This window comes from Massilia oculi, from assembly GCF_003143515.1.
GTDB classification, from domain to species: domain Bacteria; phylum Pseudomonadota; class Gammaproteobacteria; order Burkholderiales; family Burkholderiaceae_D; genus Telluria; species Telluria oculi.
Genome location: NZ_CP029343.1, coordinates 4,942,197 through 4,955,698, shown reverse-complemented (window position 1 = coordinate 4,955,698; position 13,502 = coordinate 4,942,197). Strand labels below are relative to the sequence as shown.

General features: G+C 67.1%; 11 protein-coding genes and 1 tRNA gene. 10 read left to right on the top strand and 2 right to left on the bottom strand.

Going from position 1 to position 13,502, the window contains the following annotated elements; all coding sequences use genetic code 11:
- The first annotated feature begins 1 nt into the window (after window position 1).
- The 3 genes from DIR46_RS22395 (at window position 2) to DIR46_RS22385 (ending at window position 3,540) form a co-directional block, all read left to right on the top strand.
- Complete coding sequence (locus tag DIR46_RS22395) at window positions 2-838, top strand: FAD:protein FMN transferase (protein ID WP_109347209.1); 837 nt, start codon at window positions 2-4, stop codon at window positions 836-838.
- Window positions 839-911: 73 nt separating this feature from the next.
- Window positions 912-2,126, top strand: coding sequence for a Gfo/Idh/MocA family protein (locus DIR46_RS22390; RefSeq protein ID WP_162819593.1), 1,215 nt, complete (start codon window positions 912-914; stop codon window positions 2,124-2,126).
- A 91-nt stretch (window positions 2,127-2,217) separates the two neighbouring features.
- Window positions 2,218-3,540 carry a Gfo/Idh/MocA family oxidoreductase gene (locus DIR46_RS22385; RefSeq protein WP_205289021.1) on the top strand — a complete coding sequence of 441 codons (1,323 nt, stop codon included), beginning with the start codon at window positions 2,218-2,220 and terminating at the stop codon, window positions 3,538-3,540.
- Between the two features lie 74 nt (window positions 3,541-3,614).
- Here DIR46_RS22385 and DIR46_RS22380 read toward each other — a convergent pair whose 3' ends face one another.
- Window positions 3,615-6,494 carry a glycosyl hydrolase 115 family protein gene (locus DIR46_RS22380; RefSeq protein WP_109347206.1) on the bottom strand — a complete coding sequence of 960 codons (2,880 nt, stop codon included), beginning with the start codon at window positions 6,492-6,494 and terminating at the stop codon, window positions 3,615-3,617.
- 189 nt (window positions 6,495-6,683) lie between these two features.
- Between DIR46_RS22380 and DIR46_RS22375 the strand changes: the two genes are divergently transcribed.
- From DIR46_RS22375 to DIR46_RS22345, 7 genes are all read left to right on the top strand, one after another.
- Complete coding sequence (locus DIR46_RS22375) at window positions 6,684-6,893, top strand: hypothetical protein (RefSeq protein ID WP_109347205.1); 210 nt, start codon at window positions 6,684-6,686, stop codon at window positions 6,891-6,893.
- 1 nt (window position 6,894) lies between these two features.
- Window positions 6,895-8,031 carry a methyltransferase gene (locus DIR46_RS22370; RefSeq protein WP_205289020.1) on the top strand — a complete coding sequence of 379 codons (1,137 nt, stop codon included), beginning with the start codon at window positions 6,895-6,897 and terminating at the stop codon, window positions 8,029-8,031.
- A 107-nt stretch (window positions 8,032-8,138) separates the two neighbouring features.
- Window positions 8,139-8,215, top strand: a tRNA-Met gene (locus DIR46_RS22365).
- 65 nt (window positions 8,216-8,280) lie between these two features.
- Window positions 8,281-8,538, top strand: coding sequence for a hypothetical protein (locus DIR46_RS22360; protein ID WP_109347204.1), 258 nt, complete (start codon window positions 8,281-8,283; stop codon window positions 8,536-8,538).
- A 28-nt stretch (window positions 8,539-8,566) separates the two neighbouring features.
- Window positions 8,567-9,976 (top strand): ATP-dependent RNA helicase DbpA, encoded by a 1,410-nt coding sequence (gene dbpA / locus DIR46_RS22355; protein WP_109347203.1) that lies wholly within the window; start codon window positions 8,567-8,569, stop codon window positions 9,974-9,976.
- A gap of 128 nt (window positions 9,977-10,104) precedes the next feature.
- A complete protein-coding gene (locus DIR46_RS22350) occupies window positions 10,105-11,298 on the top strand; it encodes a serine/threonine-protein kinase (RefSeq protein WP_109347202.1) in 1,194 nt (397 codons plus the stop codon).
- Complete coding sequence (locus DIR46_RS22345) at window positions 11,295-11,798, top strand: TssQ family T6SS-associated lipoprotein (RefSeq protein WP_109347201.1); 504 nt, start codon at window positions 11,295-11,297, stop codon at window positions 11,796-11,798. The genes DIR46_RS22350 and DIR46_RS22345 overlap by 4 nt, the downstream gene beginning before the upstream one ends.
- Window positions 11,799-11,801: 3 nt before the next feature.
- Here the strand turns inward: DIR46_RS22345 and DIR46_RS22340 are convergent, their stop codons facing one another.
- Window positions 11,802-13,403, bottom strand: coding sequence for an amidase (locus tag DIR46_RS22340; RefSeq protein WP_109347200.1), 1,602 nt, complete (start codon window positions 13,401-13,403; stop codon window positions 11,802-11,804).
- Window positions 13,404-13,502: the final 99 nt, after the last annotated feature.

Sequence of the window (13,502 nt, the reverse complement as noted above, 5' to 3'; positions counted from 1 at the left end):
CATGTTTCATCACACCATGGGCGCGATGAATACGCGCTTCAGCATGGTCCTGCCGGCTGTCGACACGCGCGACGGGATGGTGCTTGTTCGCCACACGCAGGCGCTGCTGCGCGAGCAGGAGCGGATGATGAGCCGTTTCATCGCAGACGGCGATCTGGCGACGCTCAATCGCGCTGCCGCCCGCGGCCCGGCGCCCATGCCTGACAGGCTATGTCAGGTGCTCGATACCTGCCGGCGCCATCACCGCCTGACCGGGGGCGCCTTCGATATCGCCCAGGGTGCGCGGCGTCGCGGCCACGGCATGGACCTGCTGCACTTCGACGCCGCGGCGCGCACGCTGCACTTCGCCGAACGCGACGTCCAACTGGACCTGGGCGGCATTGGCAAGGGAATCGCACTTGACGTGGTCGGCCAGTACCTGATCGATCAGGGAGTGGAACAAGCCCTCCTGAGCTTCGGGGAAAGTTCCGTGAGCGTCATTGGCGCCCATCCGGCAGGCGACTGCTGGCCGATCGGCGTCGAACACCTGTATGAGCAAGGCAGGTCGCTGCATCGCTTCGCGCTGCGCGACGCGGCGATGTCCACTTCCGGCAACCGCGATGGCCAGGCGCACATCGTCATTCCAGCGTCCGGCGAACTGGTGGAAGGATGCAGGACGATCTCCGTCGCCTGTGCGAGCGCAGCCGACGCCGAGGCGCTGTCCACTGCATTGTTCGTACTGCCCGCCGCGCAGCGCGCAGCCGTCCTGCGGAACTATCCAGGCGCGCAGGCAGTGGAGATCGCCTACCTGAAACAAGAAGCAGGCTGGACCGCAGAAAAGAGATGGCAGCATGAATAAACAATTCCCCGACGAACCCATCACCGCCGCCAGCGACTCGGACCGGCGGCGCCGCTTCCTGGCGCGACTGGCCGTGAGCATCGCCGGCTCCAGCCTGCTGAGCGGGTTGCCATGGATGGCGCCATTGCGCGCGCAGCCCGTGGGCGGCGCGCCATCGGATCGCGTACGGCTTGGCATGATCGGCACCGGCTCACGCGGCAAACTGCTGCTGCAACACCTCTTGACGACCCCTGGCGTCGAGGTGGCGGCGCTGTGCGACGATTACCCGCCACACCTGACCGCCGCCATGGCGCTTGCGGGAGGCAAGCCGAAGGCCTTCGCCGATTACCGCAAGTTGCTCGACATGCCGGACCTCGATGGCGTGCTGATCGCAACGCCGCTGCACGAGCATGCCGCCATGTGCCTGAATGCGATGGCGGCCGACAAGCATGTGTTCTGCGAAAAGAGCCTGGCGCTCACCACCGACGAGTGCAAGGCCATCGCGCGGGCGGCAAGCAGCGGCACGCGCGTATTCCAGGTCGGGCACCAGCGCTTGTTCAGCGCCTCCTTCCTCCATGCACACGAGATCGTGCGGTCGGGTCGGATAGGACCCATCACGCAGATCCGCGCGAGCTGGCACCGCAACAACGATTGGCGCCGCCAGGTGCCGAGCCCCGAACTCGAACGCAAGCTGAACTGGCGGCTGTACCGCGCCTCGTCCGCCGGACTCATGGCGGAACTGGCTTCGCATCATCTGCAGATTGCCAACTGGTATCTCGACGCCGCGCCGCTCTCCTGCATCGGTTACGGCAGCATCAATCACTGGAAAGATCAGCGTGAGGTGCACGACAACGTGAACGTGCTGTTTCGCTACCGCGATGGCGTCACGTTCATCTACGACTCGCTCACCAGTAATCGCCACCATGGCATGGAGATCCAGATCCTGGGTTCCCGGGGCACGATCGAAGGCGAGAGCGGAAAAATGTATATGGAACAGCCGCCGCCCGCTCCCGGCATCAAGACCGTCGTCGATCGTATCGAGCGCGCCAGCATGGAGACGATTCCCATTGGCGGGCCGAGCTGGAAAGCGGACAGCAAAAGCGACGCGCTTGGACAGGCGCTGCGGCGCGACCTTGGCGGTGACGACGGCACCCTCCTGTCGATGGCGGCGTTTGCCAACGCAATTCGTCTGAACCAGCAGATCCCGCAGATGATCGACCACGCCTATCGATCCGGCATTGCCGCGCTGATGGGGCAAGCCGCAATGGACCAGGGAGGCGAGATTGCCTGGCCTGGCGACTACAAATAAGCACCCTATGACAGACCAAGGAGACTCCATGCAGCACTCGCATTCTTCGACCCGCCGCCGCCTCGTCAAGGGCGCTCTCGCCGCCCTCGTCGTGCCCGAGTTCGCCTATGCCGCCAAGGCGGCCGGCAAGGTCAACCTGGCTTGCGTCGGCATCGGCAATCGCGGCGCACAGATCATCAAGGAACTGCACGCCACCGGGCTGGCCAACATCGTGGCGCTGTGCGACGTCGACATGGGTGCGCCGCATACGGCCGAGATCCTCGCAATGTTCCCGAAAGTGCCGCGTTTCCAGGATTTTCGCCGGATGTTCGACGCGATGGGCGGACGTATCGACGCCGTGAGTATCGGCACGCCGGACTTCTCGCACTTCCCGATCGCGATGTTGGCAATGTCTCAGGGCAAGCACGTCTACTGCGAGAAGCCGATGGGACAGAGCTTTAGAGAAATTGAACTGATGATGGCGGCCGAACGCAAGTACAAGGTGGCCGCCCAGATGGGTAACCAGGGCCACTCCGAGGCGAACTATTTCCAGTTCAAGTCCTGGGTCGACGCCGGCATCATCAAGAACGTGCGCGCCATCACCGCGCATATGAACAATCCGCGCCGCTGGCATGGCATGAAGGTGTCCGGCTATCTGCCGCGCCAGCCGATACCGGCCACGCTGGACTGGAACGGGTGGACCGCGACCGGTCAGTTCCATGAATACAATCAAGGCTATATCAACGGCGATTGGCGATCGTGGTTCGACTACGGCAACGGCGCGCTTGGCGACTGGGGCGCCCATATCTTCGACACGGCCCATGAGTTTCTCCAGCTCGGCTTGCCGACCGAAGTCGAGGCCGTGAAGCTCGACGGCTACAGTCCCTTCATCTTCCCGCAAGCCTCCACGCTGGCATTCAGGTTCCCGCAGCGCGGCGCCCTGCCGCCGCTCGAGCTGACGTGGTACGACGGTGTCGACAACCTGCCGCCGCTGCCGCAGAACTTCGGTGAAGCCATTGTCGATCCAAACGTCCCGCCGCCATCGAAAGGCAGTGGCGCTGCAGCCAAGCTGCCTCCCGGAAAGATCATCTACGGCGACGACCTGGTCTTCAAAGGCGGTACGCACGGATCCGAACTGAGCATCATTGGGGCGGCCGGACGGGACATCGCCCTGCCCGCCGTGCCGACAAGCCCATCGAATCACTACGCTAATTTCCTCAAAGCCTGCATGGGAGAGGAGACCTGCCGCTCGAACTTTGCGGTCGCGGGTCCCTTGTGCCAGGCGATGGCATTGGGCGTCATTGCCCAGCGGGTCAACGCCAGGCTCGTTTTCGATCCGGTCAGCAAACAGATCACGAATCACCAGCAGGCCAATGCGCTGCTCGCCGGAGCGCCGCCGCGCAAGGAGTGGGAGAGCTTTTACAAGCTGGCGTAACGGCGGCCCGCCTCACGGCCTGGCCAGGCCGCACTGGCGGCGCGTCACATCGTGCCGCGCCGCCATGAAAGCATTTACAGGCGCGGGCTTTGCTGCGGCCCCAGGTAGCTCGGCTTCAGGCCGCCCGCATCGATCACCAGCTTCTGGACCACCAGGCCAGGATCGAGCGCCCAGAACTTCAGCACATGCCTGCCCGGCTTGGCCAGCACGTGCCCTGTCGTGAACACCGCCGCGCCATCCGACACGATCTTTTCCCAGTATTTCTCCGACTCGTCCGCATGCACGTTGACGATCTGCGGCGCCTCGTCGTCGATCGACACGGCGTAGCGGAAACCGGCGCCCGGCTGGAACTTCAGGGTCGGCGCCAGCGTCACCAGCACTTTTACCGGGCCGCTGCTGACCGTGCTGACGTCGTATTCAAGACGCATGCCGTCTTTCACATGGAGCGCCGCCGCGGTGACTGGCAGCGTCGTCACGCCCGAATCGGTGCGGCCATGGCCGGGAATCTTCAGCCATTCGCGGCCCTTGGGCGCCAGCGCACGGGTGTGGTTGGCGGCCTCGATCGACACCACGCCATCGGTCTCGACGAAGCCCTTGGCGCCTTTCGGGATGTCCGCACGGCGCAGCGGCACGTTGACCAGCACACGCGTATCGTTCGGTCCCGTGATCGTCAGCACGGCCGGCTGCGGCGCGGCCGGCACCTTGTCCCAGCGCACATCGACCGTCACGCGCTGCTCGCCCGTCACCTTGCCGCTCGCCTTGCTCACCACCACCCAGGGCTGACTGGATTCGATGCGGTAATCGAAAGGCGCACTGCCTCGGTTGAAGATGTCGAGGTAGTGCGATTTCTTCGCATAGGGATCGAAGGTCGGCAAGTCCAGCGCCTTGAGGCCATAGGCGCCCCAGGCCTTGGCGCCGCCCTCGACCGCCACCGACATGTTCGCGCCGGCCGGCACGTCGATGCGATGCACCGCCGGCAGCACATTGGCGCGCGGCTGCTCCCAGTTGACGTAGCCGAAGCGGGTCTGCGACATCAGGTGGTTCCACTTGCCGCCGCCGATCGCATGGTATTGCCGCGCCAGTTCGACGTCGTTCTTGTACAGCGCCTGCACGCGATCGGCCATGTCGTTGGTGGTGGCGCGGAACTGGGTGGCGTAATGGTGGTTCAGGCCGGCCGCCACGTACAGCTGGTTCATATTGGCGGACGCCGCGACCGGATACTGCACCAGCTGGAAGAAAGCGTCGCGCTGTTCGGGACGCAGCCTGGCGGCCACCTTGGCTGCGCGCTCGGCCAGCGCGGCGTAGTCGCGCGCGATGCGGCCCGCTTCGTCGTAATTGAGCACGCTATAGGTATCCGGCGCGAGCTGCTCGGGCTTGCGGCGGCCATTGAAGCGCGTGTATCCCTCGACCAGCTCGGCGATTTCCGCCGCGTGCTCGGCGCCGAACTCGCGCGTGGCCCACAGGCGCAGGTACTCCGGCAAGCGCTCGGCCGGCCAGGCCGCCGGATTCCACGCATAGGTCAGGAAGAACTCGATCGGCACTTCCATCGGTTTCAGGTCGCCGACGTTGACGATCCACATGCGCTTGGCGTCGTACTGCCAGGCCAGGTGCATCTGTTCCCAGATCTTCGGGATCGGCGTCACGTTCAGCCATTTATACGAACGCGGGCCGCCCACGTAGTCGAAGTGGTAGTAGACGCCGGCCCCGCCCGGACGCGCGCGTTCCTCCGGCGTCGGCAGGCGGCGGATATTGGCCCAGTTGTCGTCGCACCAGAGCAGCAGCACGTCGTCCGGCACGCGCATGCCCTTCTCGTAATAGCCCTGCACTTCCTTGTACAGCGCCCACACCTGCGGCACTTCGCCGGCCGGCTTGCCGGTATCCTTCTCGATCATCGCGCGCTGGTCGCGCACGATCTTCTGCAGCAGGTCGACGTTGTCTTCCTCGGACATCGGCTCGTCGCCGTCGCCGCGCATGCCCAGCGTGATCACGCGGTCCTGGCCATGCGAGTTGCGCAGGCCCTGCTTCCAGAACTCCTGCAGGCCGGCGGCATTCTTGCTGTAGTCCCAGGCGCCCTTGCCGAAGCGGGCCCACTCGTCGTGCGCGCGCATCATCGGCTCGTGGTGCGAGGTGCCCATGATGATGCCCATCTCGTGGGCCAGGCGGCCATTCTCCGGGTCGTCGGCATAGAAGGCGGCGGGCGGCCACATCGCCGGCCACAGGTAGTTGCCGCGCAGGCGCAGCACGAGCTCGAATACCTTCTCGTAGAAGCGGTGGTTGAAGCCACCGTACTTCTCCTTGGCCCAGTTGGTCAGCGCCGGCGCTTCGTCGTTCAGGAAGATGCCGCGGTACTGCACCACGGGGGCATCGCTCACCCTGGTGTCGGGCGCGACGGCCAGAGTCGCCTGGCGCGCCGGGACCACGTCGGCCCACCACTTCCAGGGCGAGACGCCGATCTGTTCCGACAGGGTATAGACGCCGAAGATGGCGCCGCGCCGGTCGCTGCCGGCCACCACCAGCGCACGCGCCACGCCCGGCATCGGGTTGGCCACGGCCTGGATCAGGAAGCCCTCCCATTTGCCGCGGATGGCGGCGGCGTCGATCTTGCCCTCGGCGGCGAGGCGATCGACCAGGGCGCTCTGGCCGAGGGTGCCGACGATGATCACGTTATCCAGCGCGCTGCCGGCGTTGCTGGCGAGGACCGGCCTGGCGCCGGAGACCAGCGCGATGTCGCCCTGGAGGTCGGCGACGGCGCGCCGCACGCCCGCATCGTCGTTCGGGTCGACCAGCAGGGGCGCGGCGCGGCCTTTGTCTGCCAGCACCACCGCTTGCGGACTCGCGTCGAAGCGGACGAACTGGCGCTCGCCCAGCGCCCAGGCCGAGGGCGCGGCCAGCACCGCGCATAGCGCAGTCAATGGCGCGAAGGCGCGCCTGAACAGCTTCAGTGTCAGTGTCATGAGCTTTCTTGTCTCCAGTTTATTATGGTGCATCGCGAGCTGTAATAACAATTTATAACATTTAGTGTTAGCGCGATCATTCGAGTATAGGTTTGACGATTCTTTCTTGTCAATTCCTGGGTCGCCAAGCCGGGACGACAGGGCGGCGGGTGTAAAATGCCGCTCTTTTCATTCACACCATCGCCAACCATGAAGCCCGCCCGCATCCTGACCTTCAAGTGCGCCAAGTGCACGAAGCCGGTCAAAGCCTTCCTCCAGAAAGTGTCCGCCTGCTCGCACATCCAGCCCTACCAGGGCATCTGCGATTGCGGCGAAGTGAAACGTCACGCCACCGGCAGCCCGGACGCCGTGAAGTCCTATCTTGAGTCGAGCGACGGCACCTGGCATCACCATCACTGATATGACGACGCGCATCGAATGGGTGGAAGGCGGCGAGACGCGCTCGGCGCTGTGGCGTTCCGAGAGCGGCTGGCCCGTACCAAAGAAAGTGGTGTTGGCCGACGACACCATGAGCGCGGACGCAGCCTATCGCCTGGCGCTGGACGGCACCGCCCTGCTCTGGCGCGGCGACTTCCAGAATGCGCGCCAGCTGCTGCAGGCGCTGGTGCGCCGTATCGAGCACAAGGGCGAACGCGGCCGCCGCGCCAAGCCAAGGACGCCGGCCACGCCGACGGAAGCGTTCCATCGCCACCGCCTGACCCAGCTCCAGCGCGCCCGCCTGCTTGCCATGGTCCTGATCCCGTTCGAGGCCGACCACGGCATCCCGCTGCGGCGCGCGCCGGATGCGCGCCTGGCCTGCCTGGAAGCCTATGGCCCGGCCGACGAGCCCTATATAGCTTCGCTGCGCGAGCTGCTGGGCGTGATCGGCGCCCATGAGTGGCGCCGCAAGGGCGTCGAGATTGCCGCGCTCGGCGACCGCATCCACCCATGGTATGGCGTGTTCTCGCCGGTGCGCGGCGAATACGTCGAGCTGGTGGCGCAGGCGCCGCTGCCGGCCGGCGCCAAGGTCGCCTTCGACATCGGCGCCGGCACCGGCGTCCTGTCCGCCGTACTGGCGCGGCGCGGGATGCAGGTGATCGCCACCGACATGGATGCGCGGGCGCTCGGCTGCACGCGCGAGAACGTCGCGCGCCTCGGCCTGGCCGCGCAGGTCGAGGTGGTCCGGGCCGACCTGTTCCCGGACGGCCGCGCACCCTTGGTGGTCTGCAATCCCCCCTGGCTGCCGGGCAAACCGAGTTCGGCGATCGAATATGCGATCTACGATCCGGACAGCCGCATGCTGCGCGGCTTCCTCGGCGGACTGAAAGCGCATCTGGAGCCCGGCGGCGAAGGCTGGCTGATCATGTCGGATTTTGCCGAGCACCTGGGCCTGCGCAGCCGCGAGCAGCTGCTGGGCTGGATCGCGGACGCGGGGCTGGAAGTCGTGGCGCGCCACGACACGCGCCCGGTTCACCCGCGCGCCAGCGATCCGGACGATCCGCTGCATGCGGCGCGCTCGAAGGAAGTCACATCGTTGTGGCGCTTGCGCGCTGCTTGATTTTTTAGCGGCTCACCTGAACTCGCCCCCGCCTGCGCGGGTGCGCCGGCGGTTCAGGGCCGTCGATTGCAATTAGCGCCAAGGCGCGCTATACTGACGTTCTCAGACGCGGGGTGGAGCAGTCTGGCAGCTCGTCGGGCTCATAACCCGAAGGTCACAGGTTCAAATCCTGTCCCCGCAACCAAATTCGATACGAAGCCCGACTCAACGAGCCGGGCTTTTGTTTTCTGCGGCAACAAAAGGCAGAGGATGAGAGACAAGAAAGACAACGCAACGTTCGACCTGCCGGGCTTCGAGCCGGCCGCGCCGCTCGTTGTGCTGCCTGGCTCCAGTCCCGAACAGAACCCGGCGCCCAAACGCACCGGTCCTCGTCCGCGCCGCATCGCGCTCAAGCAAGAGCAGCTGCACCTGCTCGAAGAAACCGACACCACCGGCCTGCCCGTCTGGAAGCGCGACGACAAACTCGACCTGACCGGCCTGCCGGTCTGGGCGCCCGATCCCGAATAGCCCGGCCCTGCCGGCTGGAGGCTTAGCCATGCAATCCGACTCGTTCACCTCGCTGTCCCTCGAACCGCGTTTCCTCGCCAACCTGGCCACCCTCGGCTACCACCACATGACGCAAGTGCAGGCCGAGACCCTGCCGTCGGTGCTGGCCGGGCGCGACCTGATCGCCCAGGCCAAGACCGGCAGCGGCAAGACCGCGGCCTTCGGCATCGGCATCCTGAACAAGCTCAATCCGGCCTGGTTCGCGGTGCAGGGCCTGGTGCTGTGCCCGACGCGCGAACTGGCCGACCAGGTCGCGGGCGAATTGCGGCGCCTGGCGCGCGGCGTCGGCAACGTCAAGATCCTGACCCTGACCGGCGGCGTCTCGATGCGTCCGCAGATCGCTTCGCTCGAGCATGGCGCCCACATCGTGGTCGGCACCCCGGGCCGCATCCGCGACCACCTGGGCCGCGCCACGCTCGACCTGTCGAAGGTGCAGACCCTGGTGCTCGACGAAGCCGACCGCATGACCGACATGGGTTTCTATGACGAGATCGCGGGCATCGTCTCGGCCACGCCGGTCCATCGCCAGACCCTGCTGTTCTCGGCGACCTACCCGGACGATATCCGCTTCGCCACCGCCGGCTTCCTGCGCGACCCGCTGGAAGTGACGGTCGAGGGCCAGCACAGCCTGGAGGCGATCGACCAGCGCTTCTACGAGATCGGCTTCGAAGGCCGCGAGGACGCAGTGGGCCGCCTGCTCAAGGCGCATCGCCCGGTGTCGGCCCTCGCCTTCTGCAATACCAAGGCGCGCTGCCGTGAACTCGCCGACAGCCTGCAGGCGCAAGGCTTCTCGGCGCTGGCGCTGTACGGCGAACTGGAACAGCAGGAGCGCGACGAGATCCTGGTGCTGTTCAGTAACCGCAGCTGCTCGGTGCTGGTGGCCACCGACGTCGCCGCGCGCGGCCTCGACATCGCCGACCTCGACACCGTGATCAACGTCGACGTCTCGCGCGACCCCGAGGTCCACGTGCACCGCGTCGGCCGCACCGGCCGCGCCGGCGCGAGCGGCATGGCGCATACCCTGGTGGCGCCGAACGAAAAGAAATGGGTGCGCCTGGTCGAGGAATACCAGAACCAGGAAGCGATCTGGGAAAACCTCGACGCGCTGGGCGAGCACCAGGAACCGGCCGCGCCGGCGCCGATGGTGACCCTGTGCGTGGCCGGCGGCAAGAAGGCCAAGCTGCGTCCGGGCGACCTGCTGGGCGCACTGACCGGCGACGCCGGCCTGACCCGCGAACAGGTCGGCAAGATCAATATTGGCGAGTTCAACAGCTATATCGCGCTGGAGCGGACCGTGGCCGAGGCCGCGGTCGCGCGCCTGGGGCAAGGCGATGCGCCGGGACCGGGCTTCGGCGCCATCAAGGGCCGCTGGTTCAAGATGCGCTTCGTGGAAGTCTGAACGCCCACACTGCATTTGTAACTACCGCGCACGGTTGAGCGGGACAGCGCCATTCCTGGCGCAATTCTGGCATTATTTGCAACAAATAAACATTCACCGGACGCGGCGCCAGCGTCCGTCACGATGCCATGATGAGTCCCGACACCGCAGCACAGCAGCTCGACGGCCGTACCGTCCGCGAAATCGTCGAGCACAACCACGAAATGGTCAGCGAAGCCTGGTGCCGCCGCATCGTGCGCCAGGTGCTGCAATCGCTCGAGGTGCAGTACGGCATGCGCATGCCGCACCGACTGATCACGCCCGACACCCTGCTCATCCTCGATTCGGGCGACCCGATGCTGCTGCCCAGCTCGGACGAAGAGCCGGACCCCGACGCGCTGCCCGAGATCGAGGCGCGCGACGTGCACGACCTGGCCGCCGTGGTGCACTATGCGGTAACGCTCGACCTCGTGTCCACCACGCCGCTGCGCGGCCGCCCGCTCGGCGACTATGGCGCATCCTTCATCGAGGCCATCGACCGCTGCCTGGCCCCGGATCCGGCCGCGCGCCCGCGCACCATCGAACAAATGCGTGAGCTGCTGGGCATCGTCGTGCTCGCGCCGCCACCCGCGGCGTTGCTGCCGCCGGAAGAAGACGATGCCGCGCCCGTGCAAGCGGCAGCGCCCGCCGATGCGCAGGTGGCGCCGGCGCTTACGCCTGCACCTCCTTCTGCGTCCGTCCACGTGCCCCGGACCCGTTCCGCACCCGACCCGGCGGCGGCCCCTGCCACCACCGAGCGCCCGCGGCGCTGGCTGTGGATCGGCATCGCCGCGCTGGTCGTGGCGGCGGCCCTGGCCGCCCTGTTCGCGCTGCTGCGCCAGGCCGACTCCAGCGACGCGCTGGCCCTGTCCGTGCCGCCCGCGCTCGAAGACCCTTACAACGCCTCCGAGGCGCCGCTGGTGGCGCTGCCCCAGGAACCCGCCCCCCGGCTCGAGGGCCCGGTGATCGACGAAACCGCGTCCGGCGCGCCGGTCGCGCCGCCGCCCGCGCCGGATGCCGCGGTGCCGCCCACCGCCGTCCAGCTCGCGCCCAGGGGCACGCCGCTCGAGGCGGCCGTCGCCGGCACGACCTATACGCTGGCGGTCAAGCCCTGGGGCACGATCGTCGTCGACGGCGTCGCGCGCGGGGCGAGCCCGCCGCTCAGGCGCATCACGCTGCCGCCGGGCGAGCACACGATCCGCATCGTCAACCCGAGCTTCCCGGAACACACCGTCACCGTGCACTCGGTCGAAGGCCAGGCGGGAACGATCGAACTTGATTTCACCGAGGAGGCAGCACATTGAGTATCGTTACCATGAGCCGCGCGGCCACACTGGCCGCGCTGGCGCTGACCCTGACGGGTTGCGCCCAATTCGGCCCCATGTTCGGTGGACAGGAAAAGGCGCGCCCGCATCCGCGCGCCGACGGCGCCCAGCCACGCACCCAGCGCGCCCAGCGCGCGCCGCAGGCGAGCCGTCCCGCCGCGCCGGCGTCGAAACGCGACGACGCGGACGGTCGCACTGCACTGCGCGAAGGCATCGCGCTCTACGACAAGGGCGACTACGACGGCGCGATCCGGCGCCTGAACGGCAGCGACATGAACGGCGCCGGCCAGCGCGACCGCCTGACCGCCCTCAAGTACACCGCCTTCAGCTATTGCGTGACGGGCCGCCAGGCGCTGTGCCGCCAGACTTTCGACCGCGCGTTCAAGCTCGATCCATCCTTCGATCTCGGTCCGGGCGAGCATGGACACCCGCAATGGGGACCCGTTTTCACGCAGGCAAAACAGGCAGTGCAACGCTAGCCGCTAGACCCTGATGTGCGCCACATAGGTCGGCGCCCTGCGCCGCCGGCCAGCCTGCTCATAGGCATAGGCCATGGCGATCAACGCCGGCTCGCTCCATGCCTTGCCGACGAAGGAAAGGCCGACCGGCAGCCCGTGCAGCAGGCCGGCCGGCACCGTGACGTGCGGATAGCCGGCCACCGCCGCCGGCGACGAAAAGCTGCTGCCGTAATGGTCGCCGTTGATGTAGTCGGTGAGCCAGGCCGGCCCGCCGGTCGGCGCCACCAGGGCGTCGAGCTTGCGGTCGCGCAGCACCTGCTCCAGTCCCTTGTCGCGCGCATAGCGCCGGTTATTGGCCAGCGCCTTCACGTAGTCGCGCGCCTGCAGGCCGCCCTTCGACTGGGCCGCGATCAGGTGTTCCTGGCCGAAGTACGGCATCTCACGCTTCGCGTTGCGCACGTTGAAGTCGATGATGTCGGCCATGGTCTTGACCGGCGCGTGCGGCGCATAGGCCGCCAGCCAGGCCTCGAGGTCGGGCCGGAATTCATGCAGCAGCACCGTCAGCTCGGTCTCGCCGTACTTGTCGCTGTTGGGGATCGTGACGTCTTCCAGGATCGCGCCCTGCTCCCTCAGCAGGCTCAGCTCTTTTTCGATCAGGGCATTCACCCCGTCATTGGCGCCGAAGAAGTCGCGCGCCACGCCCAGGCGCTTGCCGCGCAGGCCGTCCTTGCGCAGGAAGCTGGCATAGTTGATGCGCGGGGCCTTGGCGGTCGCGCCGTCTTGCGGATCGGGACCGGCCAGCGCGCCCAGCAGGAAGGCGGCGTCGGCCACGCTGCGCGTCATCGGGCCGGCCGTGTCCTGCGAATGCGCGATCGGGATGATGCCGGCGCGGCTGACCAGGCCCAGGGTCGGCTTGATGCCGACGATGCCGCAGCTGGAGCTGGGTGAGACGATCGAGCCGTCGGTCTCGGTGCCCACCGCCAGCGTGGCCAGGCTGGCCGCCATGGCCGCCGCCGAACCGGAACTCGAACCGCTGGTGTTGCGGTCGAGCGCATACGGGTTGCGGGTCTGGCCTCCGCGCGCGCTCCAGCCGCTGGTCGAGCGCACCGAGCGCATGTTTGCCCATTCCGACAGATTGGTCTTGCCGAGGATGACCGCGCCGGCGCTGCGCAGCCGCGCGACCAGGTGGGCGTCGCGCGCGGCGCGCACGCCGTCCAGCGCCAGCGAGCCGGCGGTGGTGCACATCTTGTCGCCGGTGGCGATATTGTCCTTCAATAGCACCGGGATGCCGTGCAGCGGGCCGCGCAGCTTGCCGGCCTTGCGCTCGCGGTCGCGTTCGCGGGCGATCTCGAGGGCGTCGGGGTTCAGCTCGATGACCGAACGCAGGCGTGGGCCGGCGCGGTCGACGGCCTCGATGCGGGCCAGGTAACGGGCGGCGAGTGCCTGCGCCGTCAGCTTGCCGGCGCGCATGGCCTGCTGCTGGAGCTGAACGCCGGCTTCGAGCATCGGGTCGGGCTTGAACCTTGCGGACGACGGCTTCTGCGCGGTCGCGGCCAGTGCCAGGCCAGATGTCCCCGCGGCCGCGCCGGCCGCCAAACCCAGTCGTACAAAATCCCTGCGCTCCATGCCCACCACTCCACGTGTTACAAAGCAATAGCATAGCAGCACAAGCACAGCAACACGACAGCCTCCGCCACTCCACTTGTGTGATACGCGGAACCACTT